Annotated in this window: 18 protein-coding genes, 1 tRNA gene and 1 pseudogene; 14 read left to right on the top strand and 6 right to left on the bottom strand. The window is 63.9% G+C overall.

The window, feature by feature from the left end:
- The first annotated feature begins 12 nt into the window (after nucleotides 1–12).
- Entirely contained in the window at nucleotides 13–1,425 is a 1,413-nt protein-coding gene (locus tag VNK82_04460) for a phosphoglucomutase/phosphomannomutase family protein (protein HXE90197.1), read from the top strand.
- 65 nt (nucleotides 1,426–1,490) lie between these two features.
- On the top strand, nucleotides 1,491–1,934 hold the full coding sequence (locus tag VNK82_04455; GenBank protein HXE90196.1) for a septum formation initiator family protein: 444 nt from the start codon (nucleotides 1,491–1,493) through the stop codon (nucleotides 1,932–1,934).
- Nucleotides 1,935–2,154: 220 nt separating this feature from the next.
- On the opposite strand, the gene VNK82_04450 is transcribed toward VNK82_04455, so the two are convergent.
- Nucleotides 2,155–2,472: a hypothetical protein gene (locus VNK82_04450; GenBank protein ID HXE90195.1), complete on the bottom strand. Its 318-nt coding sequence runs from the start codon at nucleotides 2,470–2,472 to the stop codon at nucleotides 2,155–2,157.
- Between the two features lie 113 nt (nucleotides 2,473–2,585).
- On the opposite strand from VNK82_04450, the gene VNK82_04445 reads away from it, so the two are divergent.
- Together VNK82_04445 and VNK82_04440 are read left to right on the top strand one after the other, a co-directional pair.
- Nucleotides 2,586–2,903 (top strand): GIY-YIG nuclease family protein, encoded by a 318-nt coding sequence (locus VNK82_04445; protein ID HXE90194.1) that lies wholly within the window; start codon nucleotides 2,586–2,588, stop codon nucleotides 2,901–2,903.
- Between the two features lie 108 nt (nucleotides 2,904–3,011).
- A complete protein-coding gene (locus VNK82_04440) occupies nucleotides 3,012–3,782 on the top strand; it encodes a thiazole synthase (protein ID HXE90193.1) in 771 nt (256 codons plus the stop codon).
- 38 nt (nucleotides 3,783–3,820) lie between these two features.
- On the opposite strand, the gene VNK82_04435 is transcribed toward VNK82_04440, so the two are convergent.
- A complete protein-coding gene (locus tag VNK82_04435; protein ID HXE90192.1) occupies nucleotides 3,821–4,135 on the bottom strand; it encodes a hypothetical protein in 315 nt (104 codons plus the stop codon).
- Between the two features lie 15 nt (nucleotides 4,136–4,150).
- On the opposite strand from VNK82_04435, the gene VNK82_04430 reads away from it, so the two are divergent.
- Nucleotides 4,151–4,648 (top strand): hypothetical protein, encoded by a 498-nt coding sequence (locus VNK82_04430; GenBank protein ID HXE90191.1) that lies wholly within the window; start codon nucleotides 4,151–4,153, stop codon nucleotides 4,646–4,648.
- A gap of 687 nt (nucleotides 4,649–5,335) precedes the next feature.
- Here the strand turns inward: VNK82_04430 and VNK82_04425 are convergent.
- Nucleotides 5,336–7,120 carry an AMP-dependent synthetase/ligase gene (locus VNK82_04425; protein HXE90190.1) on the bottom strand — a complete coding sequence of 595 codons (1,785 nt, stop codon included), beginning with the start codon at nucleotides 7,118–7,120 and terminating at the stop codon, nucleotides 5,336–5,338.
- Nucleotides 7,117–7,758 carry a TetR/AcrR family transcriptional regulator gene (locus VNK82_04420; GenBank protein ID HXE90189.1) on the bottom strand — a complete coding sequence of 214 codons (642 nt, stop codon included), beginning with the start codon at nucleotides 7,756–7,758 and terminating at the stop codon, nucleotides 7,117–7,119. The genes VNK82_04425 and VNK82_04420 overlap by 4 nt, the downstream gene beginning before the upstream one ends.
- 440 nt (nucleotides 7,759–8,198) lie before the next feature.
- Here VNK82_04420 and VNK82_04415 point away from each other — a divergent pair.
- The 3 genes and pseudogenes from VNK82_04415 to VNK82_04405 all read left to right on the top strand — a co-directional run bounded on the left by VNK82_04415 (nucleotide 8,199) and on the right by VNK82_04405 (nucleotide 9,321).
- Nucleotides 8,199–8,648: pseudogene (locus tag VNK82_04415) on the top strand (redoxin domain-containing protein).
- Between the two features lie 98 nt (nucleotides 8,649–8,746).
- Nucleotides 8,747–8,823 (top strand) — tRNA-Met (locus tag VNK82_04410).
- Between the two features lie 258 nt (nucleotides 8,824–9,081).
- The gene (locus VNK82_04405) at nucleotides 9,082–9,321 is read left to right on the top strand and encodes a DNA alkylation repair protein (GenBank protein HXE90188.1); all 240 of its coding nucleotides are present in this window, start codon (nucleotides 9,082–9,084) and stop codon (nucleotides 9,319–9,321) included.
- A gap of 246 nt (nucleotides 9,322–9,567) precedes the next feature.
- On the opposite strand, the gene VNK82_04400 is transcribed toward VNK82_04405, so the two are convergent.
- Together VNK82_04400 and VNK82_04395 are read right to left on the bottom strand one after the other, a co-directional pair.
- The gene (locus VNK82_04400; GenBank protein ID HXE90187.1) at nucleotides 9,568–10,653 is read right to left on the bottom strand and encodes a hypothetical protein; all 1,086 of its coding nucleotides are present in this window, start codon (nucleotides 10,651–10,653) and stop codon (nucleotides 9,568–9,570) included.
- On the bottom strand, nucleotides 10,650–12,479 hold the full coding sequence (locus tag VNK82_04395) for a M20/M25/M40 family metallo-hydrolase (protein HXE90186.1): 1,830 nt from the start codon (nucleotides 12,477–12,479) through the stop codon (nucleotides 10,650–10,652). The genes VNK82_04400 and VNK82_04395 overlap by 4 nt, the downstream gene beginning before the upstream one ends.
- A gap of 133 nt (nucleotides 12,480–12,612) precedes the next feature.
- On the opposite strand from VNK82_04395, the gene VNK82_04390 reads away from it, so the two are divergent.
- The 6 genes from VNK82_04390 to VNK82_04365 all read left to right on the top strand — a co-directional run bounded on the left by VNK82_04390 (nucleotide 12,613) and on the right by VNK82_04365 (nucleotide 21,834).
- Complete coding sequence (locus VNK82_04390; GenBank protein HXE90185.1) at nucleotides 12,613–13,269, top strand: corrinoid protein; 657 nt, start codon at nucleotides 12,613–12,615, stop codon at nucleotides 13,267–13,269.
- Between the two features lie 10 nt (nucleotides 13,270–13,279).
- Entirely contained in the window at nucleotides 13,280–14,728 is a 1,449-nt protein-coding gene (locus VNK82_04385) for a trimethylamine methyltransferase family protein (GenBank protein HXE90184.1), read from the top strand.
- A 232-nt stretch (nucleotides 14,729–14,960) separates the two neighbouring features.
- Nucleotides 14,961–16,394: an amidase gene (locus tag VNK82_04380; GenBank protein ID HXE90183.1), complete on the top strand. Its 1,434-nt coding sequence runs from the start codon at nucleotides 14,961–14,963 to the stop codon at nucleotides 16,392–16,394.
- A gap of 36 nt (nucleotides 16,395–16,430) precedes the next feature.
- On the top strand, nucleotides 16,431–20,036 hold the full coding sequence (locus VNK82_04375; GenBank protein HXE90182.1) for an FG-GAP-like repeat-containing protein: 3,606 nt from the start codon (nucleotides 16,431–16,433) through the stop codon (nucleotides 20,034–20,036).
- A complete protein-coding gene (locus VNK82_04370) occupies nucleotides 20,036–20,473 on the top strand; it encodes a hypothetical protein (protein ID HXE90181.1) in 438 nt (145 codons plus the stop codon). Before VNK82_04375 ends, VNK82_04370 begins: the two co-directional genes overlap by 1 nt.
- A gap of 203 nt (nucleotides 20,474–20,676) precedes the next feature.
- Complete coding sequence (locus VNK82_04365) at nucleotides 20,677–21,834, top strand: FAD-dependent oxidoreductase (GenBank protein HXE90180.1); 1,158 nt, start codon at nucleotides 20,677–20,679, stop codon at nucleotides 21,832–21,834.
- Nucleotides 21,835–21,986: the final 152 nt, after the last annotated feature.

Below are 21,986 nucleotides of genomic sequence, written 5' to 3'. Positions count from 1 at the left end.
CGCGGCGAAAGTATGACCCAGATCAAGTTCGGCACCTCCGGCTGGCGGGCGATTATGGCCGAAGACTTCACGTTTGCCAACGTGCGCCGCGCCGTGACCGGGATCGCCCGCTACGTGGCGTCACAGAAGCCTGCGGGGGCGCGCGTCATCGTGGCCCGCGATCCGCGCTTTCTGGGCGAAAGTTTCTGCGCCCTGGCCTGCGACCTCCTGGCCGCGCACGGCATCACGCCGCTGCTGGTGGCGGAAGCTGCGCCCACGCCGGCCATCGCCTTTGCCGTGATCCGCTCGCGGGCGGACGGCGCCATCAACTTCACCGCCTCCCACAATCCTCCGGAGTACAACGGCATCAAGTTCTCCACTCCGGACGGCGCGCCCGCGCTGCCCGAAGTGACCCGGAGGATCGAGGCGGAAATCCAAAACTTAACCACAAAGGACTCAGAGGACACAGAGAAAGGCAAGGCAGGCGGGGCAGCCTGTGAAACGATTGACGTCCGCGCGGCCTATCTGGCTCGACTGAAAGAGATTGTGGACCTGGAGGTCATCCGCACATCCGGGGTCAAGGTGGCCTTTGACCCGCTCTACGGCGCGGCCCGCGGCTATCCGGATTCACTCCTGCACGGGGCCGGGATCCCGGTCACCACCCTCCACGACCGCCGCGACGTGCTCTTCGGCGGCCACGCCCCGGAGCCGGACGAGCACCTGCTCGAAGACCTGCGCCGCGCCATGCGGGAAAGCGGGGCGCGTATCGGCATCGCCACCGACGGCGATGCCGACCGCTTCGGCCTCCTCGACGAAGACGGCACCTTCCTCCAGCCCAACTATCTCATCGCGCTCCTGTTCGACTATCTGGTCGAGACCCGCGGCTGGCGCAATGGCGTGGCCAAGTCCGTGGCCACCACCAACCTCATCAACGCGCTGGCCGATCATCTGCAGGTCGAGCTGCACGAGACTCCGGTCGGCTTCAAGTACATCGGCGAGCTCATCAAGCAGGATAAGATCGTCATCGGCGGCGAAGAAAGCGCCGGACTCTCCATCCGCCATCACGTCCCGGAAAAGGACGGCATTCTGGCCGGCCTGCTGGCCTGCGAAATGGTCGCGCGCCGCGGCCAAAGTCTTTCCCGGCAGCTCCATCGCCTGTTTGACCAAGTTGGTTCCTTTTACCCGCGGCGCCAGAACTTCCGCTTGACGCCGGAGGTGAAGGAGAAGTTCACTGCTAAGTGCGGCCGCGATCCCGGGGAACTGGCCGGGCGGCGAGTGGCCCGGGTGGTTCGAACCGATGGGTTAAAGCTGGTGTTCGACGACGGCTCCTGGGTCTGCTACCGGCTCTCGGGGACCGAACCGGTGGTGCGCGTCTATTCCGAGGCGCGCTCTCCGCAGGACCTGGAAGCGTTGAGCGCGGCGGCCAGGCAGTGGATCTTCGCGTAGCCGAATGGCCGGGTAGCTGGAACAGAAGAGGCCGGGTCCCGAAGGGACGGCACGTTTCAAAGAACATGCACAAGCAAGCCACGCCATCCCGCAACCTGCGCACTCTACGGCGCCAGTCTCTGATTTCGGGGAAAAAGCCCGCGACTCTTTTCCGGGCGCGGATTCACGACCTCACCGACCGGCTCTTTTCCGCGCGCCGCAAGCTGGCCACCGCCGGCATCGCCCTGTTGGCCGCCCTGATGGCGGCGCACGTGGTCTTCGGCGCCAACGGCATGGTGGTCTACTACGGCAAGCGCTCCGAATACCGGCGGCTGGAGAAAGAGGTGCAGCAGCTCCAGGCGGAGAACGAACGCATCACCCAGCAAATCAAGGCGCTCAAGACCGATCCGGCGACCATTGAGCGCGAAGCCCGCGAGCAACTCCGCTACGCCCGCCCAGGCGAAGTGGTCTACGTCCTGCCCGCCGAGGAACCTCCTCCAGCCGTCCCCGCCACCGCCCAGAAGCGCTAGACTTATCTGCGGCTATGCTCGCAACCTGTTCACAATAAGCCTCTTACGCGACACTGACCACTAACCACTGGCCAATGCCGCCGCACGATTCGCCTCGCTCCCCCCAGCCGCCGTCGGTTTGAACCCTGCCGCGAACGTTTGCAGATTCTCGGACTTGCCGCTGACACTCGACGCCAAGAATAGGAATCTGAGAACTGAGAACTGAGAACTGAGAACTGCCTCACTCCGGCAGCTCGAGCTGCTCCCACGCCCCGTAGCGCGTCAGATGTCCCTCGGCCACCACGCCGATGTAGCGGCCCTTGGAAGAGAACTGCATCACGCGTTTGCCTTGGCGCGCCATCTGCGCCCAGCGGGACTGTGTGCGTGGATTCTGCTCGATTCCGGTGACTTGGTGCTCTCCGTAGGAGAAATCCACGGTGCGCAACCCTTTCTTGCGCGTCCGGTCCACAGGGAAGGCTCTCCTCTCGAGCCGAACGACATCCGTCTTCTCCACCAGCACCTGCTGCCAGACGGAAAGCAGGGTTTCGGCCAGGGTCATAGCGGGATGTTACATACTTGGAAATAGCGTAACTACTAGAGGTGTCATCCTGAGCGAAGCGAAGGACCTACCCTGTTTCCCTATGGGTATACTCGGACCCGTTCGGTGCTGCCATGAAGTGGTACTACGTATACATCATGTCAAACAAGGCGCATCGCCTGTACATCGGTATCACCAGCAAGCTCCGCAAGCGCGTGTTCGAACACAAGAATAAGCTCCTCCCAGGGTTTACCTCTCAGTACAACCTCCCATGGCTCGTGTACTACGAGCGCTATCGGAATGCCCGCAGTGCCATCGGCCGTGAGAAGCAATTGAAAGGCTGGACGCGGGCATGCAAGGTCGCTCTGATCGAAGCGGAGAACCCGCACTGGCTCGACCTCGCGGCCGAGTGGTTCGAGAATCCCAACCACGCCCCTTGGGAGACGGAGTAGGTCCTTCGCCCGCCTGAAGGCGGGCTCAGGATGACAATCACAGAATGGAATTGCATAGGCGCCACCTGGGACCTGACACCCGAGACCTGAGACCTCTACAATATCTCTATGGACTCCTTCCGCATCGCTGGCCGCGAGTTCCGCTCGCGGCTCATTGTGGGCACGGGGAAGTACAAGTCGGGGCAGGAGACGGCGCGGGCCATCGAAGCCTCGGGCGCCGAGATGGTCACGGTGGCTGTGCGCCGCGTTAACCTCGACCGTTCCAAGGAATCGCTGCTCGACTTCATTGATCCGCAAAAGTATTTCCTGCTGCCCAACACGGCCGGCTGCTACACGGCTGAGGACGCGCTGCGCACGGCCCGGCTCTCGCGCGAAGTCGGACTCTCGGACTGGGTAAAGATCGAGGTCATCGGCGATGAGCGCACGCTCTACCCCGACGTGCAGGCCACCATCGAAGCCACGCGCGTGCTGGTGAAGGAAGGCTTCACGGTTCTGCCCTATACGTCGGATGACGTGGTGGTTGCCAGGCGTCTGGTCGACGCGGGCGCGAGCGCCGTGATGCCTCTGGGTGCGCCCATCGGCAGCGGCCTGGGCATTCAGAACGCCGCCAACCTGCGCATCCTGCGCGAGATGATTACCGATGTGCCGCTCATCGTGGACGCGGGCGTGGGCACGGCTTCCGACGCCACCATCGCCATGGAGCTGGGTTACGACGGCGTGCTGATGAACTCCGGCATCGCCCACGCCGAAGATCCGGTGCGGATGGCAGAAGCCATGAAGCACGCCGTCCTTGCCGGCCGCGCCGCCTATCTGGCCGGCCGCATGCCGAAGAAGCTTTACGCCACCGCCAGTTCGCCCCTGGAGGGAGTGGTGCGATAGCGTGCGTGCAAATCTACTACGCCACAGACTAGAAGCGCCTATTTAGCGGCGGCGTGGATCAGCTCAAGATAGCCCTGACGGTCCGCTCCGACGAATGTGAAGGTGTCCGGCGTATAGCACGCTAACCCCAGACCGAGTTCCGGCGATTGGTGAAAGTATTCCGCTTGCTTTTCGCCAGTAACGGCGTCGATAACTGCGATCGTCACGGCCGACGTTGTTTCTCCTCTGTTTCGGTCGGGACGCCGCGTGTAAACGGCTGCGATTCTTCCCTGACCAACCTTGATTTCCCTCAGCCGAAAGCTCTCGGGCGGCGTCAGCTGTAGAGTTCTCAACAGTTCGCCGGCGGCGGACACTACAAGAATCGGCCCTTGTGGCGTACCGCGCATTACGTACACGTTGCCATCGTCACCGGACTCAAGCACACTGCCGCCAATGGCCTGGGCGAACTCGACATCAGGACTCTCAAGTGGATCATCGACCGGTTCATGCTTCGCGGGTTGTGGGTGTCGAATGTCGCCGCCGCCCGTGCCTACGCGTCGTATCAGCCTACCGTCGTCATCAACCAGCGCAAGCATCGGCCGCAGCTGTCGCGTTTCGTACCGGCCGTCAAGGACTTCGTAACCCGACAACATGAGGTCCCCGGAAGAAAAGACGGCCAGACCAGTAGGGAGCAGGGGTTCTGGAGTCCTAAATCGACTGACATACTTGCCATCCCGGTCGAACCGAGCGACAAAGTGTTCCTCTTTTCGGTTCACGAGCAAGAAAAGCTGGCCGCTTCGATCGGGCGCAAAATTGACTATGTCTGCGGCCTGGAGTTCCGGCACAGCATCCAGGCTGAAGCGAACTGTTCTCTGCCCGTCTCGTGACGCCTTCAGAATCGGCTGAGTTCCGGTCGGGCTGTACTGTTGGAGGTAAATGGACGAATCCGCGTCGCACCGGGAAATCCCCAGCAGGACCGCTGCATACACCGTTGGAACCGACACCTTGCGCTTGGCTTCCAGCTCTAAGCGAGGGACTGGCAGGGAGCTCGCGAACAAGACTCCGCTCAGGAGTATGCAAACGGGATACCACCAGCCCGCGACCTTCCTAGTTCGCAGCGACCGCCACTTCGTCATAGCCGCCCTCGCACAGCGGCACAAAGGCACCTTCAGGCACGCTCTCGGCGAGTTTTAGGATGTCATCACGGTCGAGGCCTGCCTGATAGAAGCCGCAACCAAGTGGAGCTACTACGGTAATCTCTCCGCCGCAGCAAGTCTCAGGCGCCATCCCGCAGCCAACTTCCCGGTCGTAGGCCGAGCTGCAACGCCAAGTGTGAATCTCCTCGCTGCAGTTTCCATATTGGCATGTAACAGCGAAGCCCTGTAGAGGTCCAGGGCAACGTCCGGCCCACACGGTTCCGGAGAGGAACCATGTCATAGCAAAGGACGCTAGGACAAGTCGAATCGTGGACATGTCAGCACCTCCTGCTTCCGCAGGTGTGGGCGAGTTGGGGGGGGAAGTCAAGCCGAGCCGACCATCGCGGCAAGCTGTTCGTTCCAGAATGGGAACAATGCCTAGACCGTAGCAGTCTGCGTCAACGGCGCCGGCTGCGCGTAGATTTCCTCGATCTGTTTCCGGTACCGTTCTTCCACGACCCGCCGGCGCAGCTTCATGGAGGGCGTCATGGTGCCGTCGGCGACGCTGAATTCGTCCGCCACCACCAGCACGCGCTTCAGAGCTTCGAACTGCGCCAAGTTCCGATTGACCTCGGCCACAATGCCTTCATAGAGCGCCTGCACCTTGGGATGCGCGACCAGTTCCTGCCGCGAAGCAAAGGGGACGTCGTTGGCGCGGGCCCAGCTCTCCAGCATCTCGAAGTGCGGCGCCACCAGCACCATGGCGAACTTGCGCTTGTCGCCGATGACCACCGCTTCCGCCACCAGCGGATTGGCCTTCAGCAACTTCTCGATGGGCTGTGGCGCCACGAACTTCCCGCCCGAGGTCTTGATCAGGTCCTTCTTACGGTCGGTGATGGCAAGGAAGCCCTCGGCGTCGAGCGTGCCGATATCGCCGGTCTTGAACCAGCCGTCGGCGGTGAACGCTTGCACCGTCTCTTCCGGAAGGTTCCAGTAGCTTTTGAAGACCGAGGGTCCGCGCACCAGGATCTCGCCGTCCTCGGCGATGCGGACCTCGACGTTGCGCAGCGGCCGGCCCACGGTGCCGATCTTATGCGCGTGGGGATGATTCAACGCGATCACCGGCGACGTCTCCGTGAGCCCGTAGCCTTCGAAGATGCGGATGCCCACGCAGGCAAACCACTCCGCCAGGTCGCGTCCGAGCGGCGCGCCCCCGGAGATGTAGGCCAGCACCTGCCCGCCGAACGCCTTGCGGATCTTCGAGTAGAGCAGCGCATCGGCCACCTTCCACGCCAGTCCCGTGGGCTGTTTGCCGGCCAGCGTCTCTTCACGATGCTTGCGTCCCGTGGCGAGGGCCCACTCGTAAATGGACCGCTTCAGCCCGCGGCCTGCCATGCGCTGCACCTTCGCCTGCACTTTTTCATAGATACGCGGCACCGCGACGAACAAAGTGGGATGCACTTCCGCCGCCACGTCGAAGACCCGGTCCATGTTCGGGCAGTAGGCCAGGGTGACGCCGTAGGCGAAACAGACGTAATCCAGATGGCGGGCCGTGATGTGCGAGAGCGGCAGGAACGAGATGCACAGATGGCCCGGCACCAGGCCGAGATGCTCAAGCGAGCAACTCACGTTCGACGCCAGGTTCCCGTGCGTCAGCATCACGCCCTTGGGCCTCCCCGTGGTCCCGGACGTATAGACGATGGTCGCCAGGTCTTCCGGCTGCACCTGGCGTGCGCGCGCGTCGAATTCTGCGTCCCGGCCGGGAGGCTGGTTGTGCATCATGCGGTGCATGGGCAGGCCCTCGGTCGAGCCCACGTAGTCCATGCACACCACTTTTTCCAGAGGCGTCTGGCTCTTGATGGAATTGACCTTCTTGAGCTGTTCGATGGTGGAAACGAAGGCCACCCGCGCGCCGGAATCGTTCAGGATGTAGGCCACCTGGTCGGCCGGCAGCGTGGGATAAATCGGCACGTCCACCGCGCCCAGCAGCAGCGTGGCGAAATCCGCCACCGCCCACTCCGGCCGGTTCTCGCTCAGGATGGCGACGCGGTCGCCTTTGCCGATGCCCCAGCCCTCCAGCGTCCGCGCCGTGCCCACCGCGTCGCGATACAGTTCGTGCGAAGCGATGTCGATCCAGCGGATAGTCTGCTTGTAGGTCATCACCCGCGCCGCGTTGCGCTCCACCGCGGCGTAGAAGACGTCGATGATGGTCTGCGGTTTCATTCTGCCGTCCGCGTTTCCATGCCCTTCAGCACCACGTCGGCCACGGCCTCGGCCGCGCCGGCCAGCGAATAATCGCGCTCGCTCAGCACCCACGAGGTCACCATCTCGTCCAACGCCCCGAAGAAGCAGTTGGCGGCGATCTTGTCGGACATATCCCGCCGGAACAGGCCCGCCTCCTGTCCTTCGCGCACCACGCGCCGGATCAGGTCGAAATACTCCACCAGGCGCTGGTGCGAGAACTGCGCCAGGAACTTGGCGCTCTGCCGCAGCTCGGTCTGGAACACCACCGCCAGACTGCGACGCTCGCCCATAGCTTTCAGGTGCAGCAGCGCCACGCGCCGCAGCCGCTCGCGCGGATCCCGGGCCTGCTCCACTTCGCGCCGCGCCTTTTCCAGGAAAGCGGCGAAGGCGGCGTCGATTGCTGCCGTCAGGATCTGCTCCTTGTTGCGGAAGTAGAGATAGATGGTACCGTCGGCGACGCCCGCGCGCTCGGCGATATCCGAGACTCGCGACTGGAAGTATCCGTTCTCGGCGATCACGTCGATGGCAGCGTCCAGGATGCGCTGGTATTTGGCCGCGCCGTTGGTGTTGCGCTTCGCCGGGCTGACTTCTGCGACTTTGTTTTTCGGCTTCGCCACCTGCGATCTGCTACCTGCCTCTCTGACTCTACTGGCTGAGGCCTCATTCACGCAACGCGTTGAAAAATTCGTTAACCCGCCGCCGAAAAGGGGTTGCATGGCGCCGGCAACCCGGCCGCGGATTACCGTGTCTTTCTCACTCCGTATGGCGATTGCAAGGGCTCTAGGTGAGCAAGAAGGCGGCCACGAGCTTTGAAGTGCGCGAGCTCGGATGGCCGGCTCCCCACCCTTGTTGTGCCAGTTTTTGAACGACAGCCTGGGAAGATCAAAGCGTGAACGCCCCGCTGTGATTGACGCCTACGTTCGCCGCGAGTACGCTTGGGTTTTCTCCCTCGGAGGAACTCATGCGCAAGCTCCTGCTCGCGGCCGCGTCGTTGGCGGCGTCCATCCCATCGTTCGCCCAGGAGGCGAAACCGGCTCCGCCTCCGCCGCCCAAGATCAAGGTCGGCAGCGTCGCACCCGACTTCACGCTCAAGGATCAGGCCGGCAAGGAGGTCACCCTTTCAAGCTTCCGCGGCAAGAAAAACGTCGTGCTCGCCTTCTACGTCTTTGCCTTCACCGGCGGCTGAACGAAGGAACTCAAGGCCTACCAGCAGAACCTTGCCCGGCTGGAGGCCACAGACACCCAGGTACTGGGTGTGAGCATGGACAGCATGTTTGCCAACAAGGCCTTCGCCGAGCAGATCGGCGTGAGCTTCCCGCTGCTCAGCGACTGGGGCGGCGACGTCACCCGCGCCTACGGCGTCTACGAGCCGAAGTACAAGGCCGCGCGCCGCGTCACCTATCTCATCGACAAGAGCGGCAAAGTCGTCGAGATGCAGCTCGACAGCGAAGCCATCGACCCGACCAAGATCGTTACCGCCTGCGAGCGCCCCAAGATGAAAAGCTGACGAAGAGCGCCGAGGGAGTCGATCTCTCGCACGCATGCTTTCCGCAGCTTTCCTCGATCCGCGGCTGACATCATCTCCTTGTTCTGTTAGGATGAATGCGCGGGGTGGAGCAGTCTGGTAGCTCGTTGGGCTCATAACCCAAAGGTCGCTGGTTCAAATCCAGCCCCCGCAACCAACGCAATCATAGAGTTGCCGCTGATAGCGGGCCTCCCGCGAGGGAGGACAAGGGAGCACTAAGCAGGAACGGGGGCCGAAGAGGCCCCTTTTCCTATTGCTACCAGGTCATGAGCGGCCTGAGCGTCATCCTAACGGCCTTGCTGTTGGCCTAGCGCTTGGCCCTCGACATTGTTGCCCGCCCGTACACTTCATTGTGGTCTAGATTGAGGCATGCCTCATCAACTCCTTTTTTCCAAAGCCTGAGGCCGAGGCGATAGTGAAATGGCTGAAGGCCCACGGGAGCAAGCGCAACCGCGAGGGGATAGCGCGGTACGCGATACCTTCGCAGAAGGCATTCGGCTTGCCGGTGAGCAGGCTGCGGCAACTGGCCAAGCGCCTAGGGCGGAATCACGATCTGGCCGAGGCCCGGTGGGCGACCGGCCGGCATGAGGTGCGCATGCTGGCAGCGTTCGTGGACGAACCGGCGCGCGTGACGGCGGCGCAGATGGAACGCTGATGCCGTCGAAGCCGCCGCCACCGACGAGCGGAACTTCGTCAAGAAGGCCGTCAATTGGGCGTTACAGGCAGTGGGCAGACGCAATCCTGAACTTAAGGCTGCGGCGGTGAAAGGTGGAGAAGCGGCTTGCGGCCTCCCCGCAGCCCGCGGCGCGATGGGCAGGGAAGGACGCTCTCCGGAACTGACGCGGTCGCAGTGACTGACGTGTACGACCCGACCTTGTGCCGCGGCGCGACAATTCGAGCGCTATTCCACCCAATCAGCAAGGAAGAGGTTGGTTTCGCCGCGGCGGGCGTTGTTGCGGTTGGAGGCCCAGACCAACCGGCGGCCGTCGGAGGTGAACATGGGGAAGCCGTCGAATTCCGGATGATAGGTCACGCGTTCCAGGCCGGTACCGTCGGCATTAATCAGGTAGAGGTCGAAGTTGCGGCTCTTGGGGTCAGCCATATTGGAAGCGAAGATGATGCGCTTGCCGTCGGGATGCCAGAACGGTCCGAAGTTGGCCGCGCCGTTGGAGGTGACCTGGCGCTTGTTGGAGCCATCGGCGTCCATCACCCAGAGTTCGAGATTGCCGGGCCGGATGAGACCTTCAGCCAGCAGGGCCTTGTAGTCGGCAATCTCCTCCGCAGACTTGGGGTGATGTGCTCGGTAGACGATCCTTCTGCCATCGGGCGAGAAGAACGCGCCTCCGTCGTAGCCCAGTTCGTGCGTGAGGCGGCGGACGTTCGAGCCGTCGGCGTTCATGGCGTAGATGTCGAGGTCGCCGTCGCGCATGGAAGTGAAGACGATCTTCTTGCCGTCGCGGCTGACGGTGGCTTCGGCATCGTAGCCGGGCGTCGCGGTGAGGCGGCGAAGGTCGGAGCCGTCGGGACGGGCGGTGAAGATGTCATAGCTGGAGTAGACGGGCCAGACGTAACCGCGCGAATAGTCGGGGCGGGGTGGACACTCCGGGCCCGCCAGGTGCGTGGATGAAAACAGGATGCGCTTTCCCGAGGGGAAGAAGTAGGAGCAAGTCGTCCGGCCTTTCCCCGTGCTAACAAGTTTTTTCCGGCCGTCGTCTGGCGCCCCAACCGGCAGGATGTAAATCTGGTCGCAGAAGACGCCTTCGCCGGAGGACTGAAAGATGAGCTGCTTGTCGTCCGCCGAGAAGTAAGCCTCGGCGTTTTCTCCGCCGTTGGTAAGCTGGCGCACGCTGCGCAGATGCGTCTCCGAGGGAAGGGCCAAAGGCGCCGGTGACTGCGCGGCGAGCGGAGCCATGGCAGAGACGTACAGAGCGAGCATAGCCAACGCCGTGCACACCTCCGCAGCTTTCCTGTGCGCGGACACGTTCATCGTCTTTGTTCCAGCGTGACGCGGGCGGAGACGGTCTGGCCGCCGCGCAAGACCTTAACCTCGACTACATCCCCCACTTTGCTGCGGCGCAGGGCGTAGGTGAAATCGTAGAGGTTCTTGACCGGGGTCTCACCGAACTGGATGAGGATGTCGCCCGGCAGGAGTCCGGCTTTGGCAGCCGGGGAGCCGGGACGCACGTCCGCGAAGCGCACGCCGGTCTCGACTTCGCCGAAGTCGGGGATGGAGCCGAAATAGGGACCGTACCCTCCGCTCGCCGAAGGCGAACCGGCGCCCCGCGTCTCGGCTTCCACTTTGACGAACTGGGGACGCTCGGCGGCGGCGAGCTGTTCCGTAATGTCGGCGACCAGATCAAGGAGGTTGGCAGCCGCGGGCGCGTCGATTTTCTCCCAGGTGTCGGAGGGCTTGTGATAGTCCGAGTGCAGACCGGAGAAAAAGAACAGCGCCGGAATGCGCTGCGTGATGAACGAAGTGTGGTCGCTGGCGGCGTAGCCGCTGGAGGAATAGTCCACGGTGAGCCTGTGCCGGCGGAGCGCGGCTTCCACGAGCGGCCGCAGGTTGGAACCGGTGCCTACCCCGCCGACGTAGACTTTGCCGTCGCGGATGCGGCCGATCATATCCATGTTGAGCATGGCAACGGCCTTGTCCAGCGGCAGGGTGGGATGCTTGACCCAGTGCGCCGAACCGAGCAGGCCGAGTTCCTCGCCCGCGAAGGCGGCAAACAGGATGCCGCGCTCGAGCTTTCCGCGCTCAACAGAGAAGACCCGGGCCAGCTCGAGCAAGCCGGCGGTTCCGGACGCGTTGTCGTCAGCTCCGTGGTGGATCTGCCCGGTCTGCGAAGGCGCAAGCGAGTTGGCGCCACCGCGGCCCAGATGATCGTAATGCGCGCCCAGCACCACGTACTCCTCGCTCTTGCCCGGCAGGTAGGCGAGGACATTGTGGACGCGTGAACGCAATTTCTCGATCTCCACGCGGAGCGAGACTTGGAGCGAATCGGGCAGGGAGCGGGAGCGAGGCTCGGACTTTTCGTCGATCTCGCGCTGGAGCTGGGAAAGGGAAGCGCCGGCCGCTTCGAGCCAGCTGTCGGCCACAGCGTTCTTCACCTGGACGATGGGGATGCCGACATCCTCGGGGCCGGCCAGCCTCTCAAAGCGCAGCAGAAGGTCCTGTTCGCCCTTGCCGAGATTGCCGTTGACCAGGATGACGGCCTTAGCTCCGCGGTTGCGGGCATTGATGGCTTTGGTGATGAGGTGTGCGTGGTGCGTGGGACCCTGGCGGCCGCTCTTTTCGTGGAATGCAGGCGGCTCGCGGCGCAGCACAACGACGACCTTGTCTTTGACGTCGAAGTGGGTGTAGTCGTCGTAGCCGAACTCCTCGGCGGAAGCGCCGTAGCCCACGAAGGCCAGCGGACCGCTGACCGAGCCCACGGACGAGAAGCTGAGCGGGATGTAATCCTCACGCAATTTCAATTGGTGCCGGGCGCCGTTGCGCGTCACCACCAGGCTGTTCTGGGGACGAAGCCGCGCCCCGGTGGTCACCAGGAAGGACTGCTCGTAGGTTCCGTTCTCCCCCATCGGCTTGAGGCCGAGGCGCTGAAACTCGCGCTCGATATAGCGGCCCGCGCGAGCCAGTCCCTTGGTCTCCGCGCCGCGGCCTTCCATACGGTCGGCGGCGAGGACTTTCACATGCCCACGATAGCGGTCGGCGTCGGCCTTCTCGCTAACCGCGCCGGCGGGCCAGGCCAGCACGGCGATCAAAGCCAGGGCAGGCAGAGTGCGCAGGAACTTGGGAGGCATGAGTTCAGTCATCTCTTTGGTCATTGTAGTGGACGGCGGGGGACTGCTTCATCCGCCTACCGCGTACAGGGTTGTGGCGTGACGAAGGTCACAGCCCTAGGAGAGTTGCCTCGTTCAACATATGCATCCGACGAAGGATGGCGAGATGGCAGAAGACTTTTTCGACTCGCTGAAACAGAGTGTCCTCGACGGCGCGCCGGAGCGCGCGGTCGAACTGGCACGCCGGGCCCTGGAACACGGCATGGAACCGCTGGAAGCGATCAATCGCGGCTTTGTGCCGGGCATGGACCGCATCGGCGAACAGTTCGCGCGCCGGGAGGTTTTTCTTCCGGACCTGGTGGCGGCCGGGGAGGCGATGAAGGCCGCGATGAAAGTGTTGGAGCCGGAAATGCGGCGGCGGGGCGTGGAACGGCAACTGCGCGGACGGGTGGTGCTCGGGACGGTGCACGGGGACATTCACGAGATCGGCAAGAACTTGGTGGGCATCCTGCTGGCGGCTAACGGGTTCGAGGTCTTCGATCTGGGAGTGAATGTGACGCCGGAGGCCTTCATTCGCAAGGCGCTGGAAGTCAAGGCCGACGTCGTAGGCGCTTCGGCGCTGCTGACCACCACGATGGCCGGCCAGAAGCAGCTCGTCGAACAGGTCGAGCGAGCCGGGCTGCGCCCGCGTGTGAAGGTGATCGTGGGTGGAGCGCCCGTTACCCGGCAGTGGGCGGAGGGGATCGGTTCGGACGGGTACGGCAAGGATGCCATCAGTTCGGTTGCTCTGGTGAAGGCCCTGCTGGATTCGGCGTCCACCTAAAGAATTCGTCATGCGACCGCGACTTGAGCTGCTCGAACCCGCCCTGGTAGAGCGCGTGCTGGATGAGGCCTTCCAGCTCCTGTGCGCTCCAGGCGTTCGCGTGCAGAGTGCTGCGGCTTGCGAACTGCTCTCGGCTCATGGCGCGCGCGTGGCGGACGGCGTGGCCCGGATTCCCGAAGAGCTGGCGCACCGGTCGGTTTCGTCGGCGCCGCGGGAGTTCTGGCTTCACGACCGTACGGGGAAGCCAAGCATCCACTATGGGGGCGACGCGGTGCATTTCGCTCCCGGTTCTTCGTGCCTGCATGTGCTGGACGCGGAGACGTTCGAGCACCGGCCGGCAATCTCTGCCGATCTGGTGCGATTGGTGCAGGTGGCCGAGTCGCTGCCGCAGTACGCGGCGCAGTCGACGGCGGTGGTGTGCGACGATGTGCCCGAAACGATCAAGGACTTCTACCGGTTGTTCCTGGTGCTGTGGCACTCGGAGAAGCCCGTGGTCACTGGCGCTTTCGGGTTGGAGAACCTGCCGTTCATGATTGACATGCTGGCCGCCGAAGCAGGCGGTCAGCAAGGCCTGCGCGCGAAGCCGCGGGCAGTGTTCGATGTTTGTCCTTCACCGCCCTTGACGTGGTCGGAGTTCGCCGGCCAGAGCCTGGTGGAGCTTGCACGCACCGGCGTACCGGCGGAGATCGTGGCGATGCCGGTGGCGGGCGCTGCGGCTCCGGTGACGCTCGCCGGGTCGGTGGCTCAGCATGCGGCTGAATGCCTGAGCGGAATCGTCATCCATCAACTGGCGCAGCCGGGAGCGCCGGTGGTATGGGGCGGGGCGCCATCCATCCTCGACATGCGCACGGCCACCACACCCATGGGCGCCGTAGAGACCGCCATGTTGAACGCCGCGTGCGCGCAGGTGGGCAAGTATCTGGGTCTGCCGACCCACGGCTACCTGGTGGGCGGCGACAGCAAGATCGCGGACGCGCAGGCGGGCATGGAGAGCGGCATGGCCGCGGTGCTGGCTGCGCTGGCGGGAATCAACATGGTGTCCGGGGCCGGCATGCTGGACTTCCTGGCCTGCCACAGCGCGGAGAAGCTGGTGATGGACGCGGAGGCCATCGGGTCGGCGTTGCGGTTGGTGCAGGGAATCGAGGCCCACGGAGCCAGCCTGGCAGTGGAGATGTTCCGTGCCGCGGAACATCAGACGGATTTTCTGAAACTTCCCGAGACTCGTCGACTCTTCCGCAGCGAACAGTTCCTGCCTTCCCCGGTTACCGACCGCGAATCGCTGAGCGCGTGGGTGGAGTCCGGCGGCAAAGACATGCTGGCTCGTTCCCGAGAACGCGTGCGCGACCTGGTCGCGGACTACACGCGCCCTGCGATTCCGGGCGATGTAGAGAAGGACCTGCTCGCGATCGTACGCGAGCGTGCGGCGAGTGCCGGACTGCACACCTTGCCCGGCATCTAGCTTCCCGGTTGGACGGAACACTCCGGTTCGGCGACAATGGCTGGCCGCACGAGTCCAGAGAGGTGGTTTTCAAGAATGCGCTTTCGAGGGGAATTGGGAGGCATTTGCCTCAGGGGCTAAAGCCCAGTGTTCATGCGGTCTCCAACGGCACGGCTGAAGTCGTGCCCCTCCGAAAACCATGTTTGAAAACCCGTTGTAGTCTTCGTGGCATTTCTCTGTTCGGATGGAAAGCATGTCCAGCCTGACCCGTTTGTCCGCCGCCGCTATGGCGCAACAGGTGCGTGAACGGAAGATATCGCCGATCGAACTGGTGGAGGCGCACCTGGCACGCATCGAGCGGCTGAATCCGCAGTTGAATGCGTTCGTTTCGGTGGACGCCCAAGGGGCGCGCCGGGCGGCGCGCGAAGCGGAACAGGCGGTGGTGCGCGGAGAGAAGCTGGGGCCGCTGCACGGCGTTCCAGTCAGCATCAAGAGCTCGATCGACGTTGCCGGGCTGCGCTGCGAGACCGGGACAAGGATCCGCGCCGGCAACATGCCGCAGCAGGATGCGCCGCTGGTCAAGCGCCTGAAGGCGGCAGGAGCCATCGTGCTGGGCAACACCAACGTCCCCGAGTTCCTGATGGCGTGGGAGACGGACAATCTGCTCCATGGGCGGACGAACAACCCTTGGGACGCAGAACGCACACCCGGCGGTTCCAGCGGAGGCGAGGCTGCGGCCATCGCCGCTGGACTTTCAGCCGGCGGTGTAGGCTCGGACGGGGGCGGCTCCATTCGTGTGCCGGCGCACTTCAGCGGCATCTGCGGACTGAAGCCGACGCCCGGACGGGTGCCGGCCACGGGTCACTTCCCGGAGTCGCTGGGGCCCTTTGCGCCGCTGGGGGTGGTGGGACCGATGGCGCGGACGATTGCGGATGTCCGGCTGCTGTTCGAGGCCATGGCGGGGGCGAACTGGGGCGACACCAGCGCCGCACCCGTGCCGTTGCGACACGTCGGCGAGGATGGGGTCCGCAAGCTGCGCGTGGGCTTCTTCGAGGACGATGGCCTCGTCCCGGTGACAGCCGAGACGCGAGCGGCGGTCAGGGCGGCGGCCGATGCGCTAGTTCAGCAAGGATTCGACGTCGCCCCCTTCTGTCCGGACGTCCTGCCACAGGCGCGCCGGCCGTGGTGGGTGATGTTCGGACGCTGCGGCGCAATGGTGCTCGGGCCGATGCTCGCCGGGCGCGAACGCGACCAGCACCCCATCATCAAGGAGTTGCTGGCGCTGATCGGCGAGGAGACCCCGCTCACCGCCCCTGACCTGCTGAACGCCTGGCTGGAGCGCGACGTGCTGCGATTGCGGTTATTGGCGCAAATGCAGCAGTTCCCGGTGCTGCTGTGCCCGGTGTGCGCCATCCCGGCCTTCCGCCATGGCGAACGGCGCTGGACGGTGGATGGAGCCATGGTGGAGTATCTCGGACGCGAGCGCGATGCCTTTTCCTATGCGGAATACTTCAACGTGCTGGGGAACCCGGCCGCGGTGGTTCCCGTGAGTCGCTCCGCCGACGGACTGCCGATCGGGGTGCAGGTAGTGGGAAGGCCGTGGGAAGAGGAAGAGACACTGGCCGTGGCCGCGGCGATTGATCGAGCCTTCGGCTTCCAGGGACCGGCGATGTTCCACCAGGATTGAAGTCGTCCGCAAAGAGAGTTTAGTCTGCGTGAATCCATGAACAAGCTGCGAGTGTTTCTTTTCCTGCTGCTGATACTGCTGCTACTCGGTCTTCTTTACGCGGCGCCGTTCCAGGCGCAGAAGAAAGCAAGAGCTTTTGCGACACAACCGGCGCGTGCCGGGCGCGATATGGAAGCGGCGGTACGAGCCAACAACCTGGGCGCAGCGTACATGAGCCAGCAGCGCTTCCCGCAAGCCCTGCGGCAGTTCGAGCGGGCTGCGGCGTTGGATGGCGAGCTCTGGGTGGCACGGTTGAACCAGGGGATTGCGCTCTACAACGCGCAGCGGTTCGACGAGGCGCGGGCCATCCTCGAAGAAGTGACGCGAGCGCACCCGGAGAGCGTGCGCGCCTGGTACAACCTGGGGCTCCTGCTCCGCCAGCAGGGACAGTCGGAGGCCGCGCTTGCGGCCTTCGGCCGCGCTGCGGAACTCGATCCTGAGGACGCAGACAGCCAATATTTTCTAGGCTGGATGGCGACGCAGTTGGAAAAGTACGACGACGCCATTGCGGCCTACCGGCGCGCCCTGACACTGAATCCGTTTCACGCTTCGGCAGAGTTCGGCCTGGCGCGGGCGCTGCAGCGTCGCGGCCAGACCGACGAGGCTCGCCAACACCTGGCACGATTCCAGCACATCACACAGGAGAAGCTGGGCGCGCCCATCAGCCTGGCTTACGGCGACCAGGGACGCTACTCGCTGGCGGAGGAGGTCGGCGGAGGGCGCGCGGCGCCGAGGCCGGCGATTCTGGTGCGCTTTCTTCCGGCAACGCGGCCCCCCGGCCTGCGGTTCATACACCACGGCTCGACGATTGAGGCGGCTGGAGAATTTGGATCGGGCGCGTGCTTCCTCGATTACGACAACGACGGGCGCCCCGATCTCGTCCTGCTGAGCAGTGGCGGGAAGTCCGCCACCGCCCTCTACCGCAACCTCGCGCCGGGGCGGTTCGTGGATGCCACGCGCACGTCAGGGCTTGTGTCGAACGGCGACGCCGTCGCGTGTACGGCCGGGGACTACGACAACGATGGTAAGACGGACCTGGCGGTGAGCTTCGTGGCCGGAGTCCGGCTGTTCCGCAACCTGGGCGGAAAGTTCGAAGAAGTGACCGGCAAGTCCGGACTCGAGACGGGCGCACAGGCTGCGCATCCGGAGCCTCGGGGCGTGTTCATGGGCGTGACCTTCGTGGACTACGACCACGACGGCGATCTTGATCTGTACGCTACGCGCTACTTTACCGAACCGGTTGGTGATCGGGCCACTACCAAGCCAGTTCCGCAATCTGGTGCTTCCATGGGCAACATCCTGTGGCGCAACAACGGTAACGGAACCTTCACTGAACGCACCGAGCAGACCGGCCTGGCAGGCTCAGGCCCGAGTTTCGGGGCCGTTCTCTCCGATATGAACTCCGACCGCGCCGTGGACCTGGTCGTCACCGGGACGGGCGCGGCGCCGACCGTGTACCTGAATCCGCGAGAGGGGATGTTCCGGGCCGAGAGGCCATGGGCACAGGCCATGCCGGGGCCGACCGTGGGCGCGGTCGTGCTTGACTTCGATAAGGACGGCTGGATGGACCTCGCCTTCACGCATGCCCAGGCACCGGGACTGACGCTATGGCGCAACCTGAAAGGAAAGACCTTGGAGCCGGTTCCATTGCCCGAGTTGGCCTGGCATCGTGGTTGGGGACTTGCCGCCGTGGATTACGACAACGACGGTTGGATCGACCTGGTGGCCGCCGGGGAATCGAGCACTCGGAGTGAAGTAAGGCTTCTGCGAAACAAGGGAACGGAGGGTTTTGAGGATGTCACGCGCGGAACGGGGCTGTTGGATCTGAAACTGGCGAAACCACGTGCTGTGCTTGCCGCCGATTACGACCGCGACGGCGACACCGACCTGCTGGTGACGCAGAACAACGGCCCGGTTGTTTTGCTGCGGAATGACGGCGGCAACCGCAACGGCTGGTTGCGGCTGGCGTTCCGCGGCTTGAACGACAACAAGAGTGCGGTAGGAACCAAAGTGGAGGTCTTTGCCGGAACACTCTGGCAGAAATGGGAAGTCGGGTCCGCCTCGGGGTATCTGGGACAGAGCGCCCCGGAGATTCTGGCCGGGCTGGGGCAGGAGCGCCGCGCCGATATCGTCCGCATGCTGTGGCCTACGGGAGTGCTGCAAGACGAAATCCAGTTCGCAGCCCGTCGTTCGGTAACCGTCGATGAGATCGACCGCCGGGGGTCATCGTGCCCTGTGCTGTTCGCCTGGAACGGCGAACGTTACGAATTCGTGACCGACATGATTGGCGCCGGAGTCCTGGGTCACTGGGTAGCGCCGGGCGAGCAGAACGTTCCGGATCCCACCGAGTACCTCAAGGTGGAAGGCGAGCGCATACAGCTGCGCAACGGACGGCTGAGCTTCCGGTTCGTCGAGCCGATGGAAGAGACCGTGTATCTGGACCAGGTCCGCTTGCTGGCCGTGGATCATCCCGCGGATGTTGAAGTCTATCCCAATGAGCAATTCCGGATTACGCCGCCCTTCCCGGATTTTCAGGTGATTGTTTCGCGAGACGCTCACCCTCCAGCTGCCGCGCACGACGACAGCGGTCGTGACGTGCTGCCGCGACTGCTGCATCGGGATCAACGCTATGTGGATGGGTTCGCGCGCCAGTCGTTCCGTGGCTTTGCTGAAATGCACAGCCTGGAGCTGGACCTGGGTGAGCCGTACGCGGGCGGGCCGTTGCGTCTGATCATGACCGGATACATCGATTACTTCACCCCGACTTCGGCCTACGCGGCGAACCAGGCGGGCGTGCACGCAATCGTGCCCTACGTCGAAGCCCTGGACGCGGGCGGCCGCTGGGTGAAGGCAGTGGAGGAGATGGGATTTCCGGCAGGCCTGGCGCGCACCATGACGACGGATCTCTCCAGCAAGCTGCCGCGGGGCACGCGATGCATTCGCATCCGCACGAATCTGGCCATCTATTGGGACCAGATCCTGATTGATCGCACCAGGGATGAACCCGCGGTGCACGTGAGCGAGGTTCCACTGGCGGGCGCGGACCTCGCGTACTTGGGCTATCCGCGATTGGTCGAGGGCCGTCCGAGGGGCAATGCGCGCTTTGACTATTCCCAGGTGAGTGCGACCGGGCCGTATGCCCGGCACGCCGGAAGCTTCACGCGGTATGGGGACGTCCATGAGCTGCTGACTGCAGCCGAAGACCGTTTTGTGATGATGGGTTCGGGGGATGAGGTGGCGCTGGAGTTCGATCCGGCCGGCTTGCCTCCCCTGCCCTCCGGTTGGAAACGCGACTACTTCTTCTACGCCGATGGCTTCACCAAGGACATGGATTTCTATGCCGCCCGGGCGTACAGCGTGGGTCCTTTGCCGTTTCACGGCATGGGCACATACCCGTATCCGCCATCGCTGGCCTATCCCAGCGACGCCACGGCGCTGGAGTATCTGCTGAACTTCAATACTAGGCTGGATCGAGGCACGACGCCGTCCAGCTTGCGATTCCAGTATGGTGAGCGCCCGCCTAGTTCGGCCGGCGGACGGGAGTCCGGGGCGGAGGTAAGCGCGGGATCGGAGCGTAGCAGGGCGGGGAAATCGCGTACGTAGTGCTTCAGGTGCCGATACCAGAAGCCGTGGAACTTGAAGCGTTCCATTTCGGCGAGGGCCTGGTCCGGCGTCCAGCCCTGGAAAGCCATGCGATAAGCGGCCACCATCACGCCGGTCCGGTCCGCGCCATGGCGGCAGTGGACGAAGACCGTGGTCTGCGGCTCAGCACGCAGCAGGCGAAGGAATTCCTCGACTTGAGATCTCTGGGGAAGGGATCTCGCACTCCAGGGAAGGCTGAGGTAGCGCATGCCCCGCGCCTCGACTGCGGCGCGCTCCTGCTGAATTCCCTCTTGGCTGGTATTCAGGTTTACGACGATCTCGACGCCCAGCGTGCGCAATGCGTCCAAGCCTTCCGGCTCCGGCTGACCGCCGCGATACAGGCGCTCGTTCACGCGTCCGAAGTTGGGCAGGCCATGCTGCTTCAGCTTGACCGCTGACGTGGCGAGATTCGTCGCAGCTATCGAAGCCTTCTGACCGCGGAGCGTAGGAACAAACAACGCGAACATCGCGGCCGCAGCAGCGATCCTGGACAGCCCGCGACCTGGAACGCAAGGGCGGCAGCGACGGAAGCGCTCGTCCATGCCGTCATTCTATCCCCGCGCTCATCTACAATGCTGCCTCGCGAGGCACGACCAGGAACGTGGAGACGGCGGAAGTCGTCATCATCGGCGGCGGGATCGTGGGATCGAGCATCGCTTATCACCTGACGGAAGCCGGGTGCCGCGATGTGCTGGTGATCGAGCGCGAGACCCATCAGGGCAAGGGCTCCACCGGAAAGAGCATGGGCGGAGTGCGAGCGCAGTTTTCGACCCCGGTCAACATTCAGATGTCGTTGTACTCCATCCCTTTCTACGCCTCGTTCGAGGAGCGGCTGGGGCATCCTTCCGGTTATCGGCCCCAGGGCTACCTGTTCGCCGCCACCAGCGACGCGCACCTGAACTACTTGCGCGCCAACTATGAACGCCAGGTGGCAATGGGACTCAAGACGGCGCGACTGATTTCCGCCGACGACATCGCACACATGTATCCCCAACTGCGTTCCGACGACATTCGCGGCGGCAGTTTCTGCTCCACAGACGGATTCGTAGACCCGTACAGCGCCATGGTGGGCTTCATGACGCGAGCTGCGGATCAGGGCGCGCGCCTGTGGCGGAATACCGAGGTCACGGGGATCAAGCGCGCCGGCGAGGGCATCTCAGGCGTGGAGACGACACGCGGCCCGGTGGCCACTCGGACCGTCGTGAACGCCGCAGGGGCATGGGCCGCGGGAGTGGCGAAGATGGCCGGAGTGGAGCTGCCCGTCGAACCCCTGCGCCGCATGCTGGTGCCCACGGAACCGTTCGACGCCTTTCCACGGACAGCGCCCATGATCATCGATATGTCGAATGGGTTTCATTTCCGCCCGGAAGGGCTCGGCTTTCTGCTGGCCTGGAATGACCCGGAAGAGACGCCGGGATTCAAGACGGACTTCGATCCCAACTTCATCGAGAAGGTGCTGACGCGCGCCGCCGGCCGGGTGCCCTGCTTCGAACAGGTAGCAGTGAATCCGAAGCGCGCCTGGGCGGGGCTGTACGAGATGACCCCGGACCATCATCCCATCTTGGGACCGGCGCCCGGCGTGCGCGGCTTGTTCCTGGCCAACGGCTTCAGTGGACACGGCGTGATGCATGCTCCGGCGACGGGGAAGATCGTCGCTGATCTGATCCTCCGCGGCAGGACTGATCTGGTGGACGCCGAGCTCCTCAACCTGGAGCGCTTCGCCGAAGGCCGGATGATTGAGGAAACGGCTGTCCTCTGATGGCCGCCATGCGTTCTGTCCGAACCCTTGTAGTTATTCCTCGCGTCCGCCAGCGGGTTCCATAATTCCCTTTCAGTAAATAGCCTTGGGGGCCACATGAGTTTCTGGCGCGGGAAAGCACTGCTGTCCTTCTTGCTTCCCGGAGGCCTCAT

It is taken from the genome of Terriglobales bacterium, assembly GCA_035573675.1.
Classification (GTDB): Bacteria; Acidobacteriota; Terriglobia; order Terriglobales; family Acidobacteriaceae; genus DATMAB01.
This window is presented reverse-complemented; position numbering and strand designations above follow the sequence as displayed.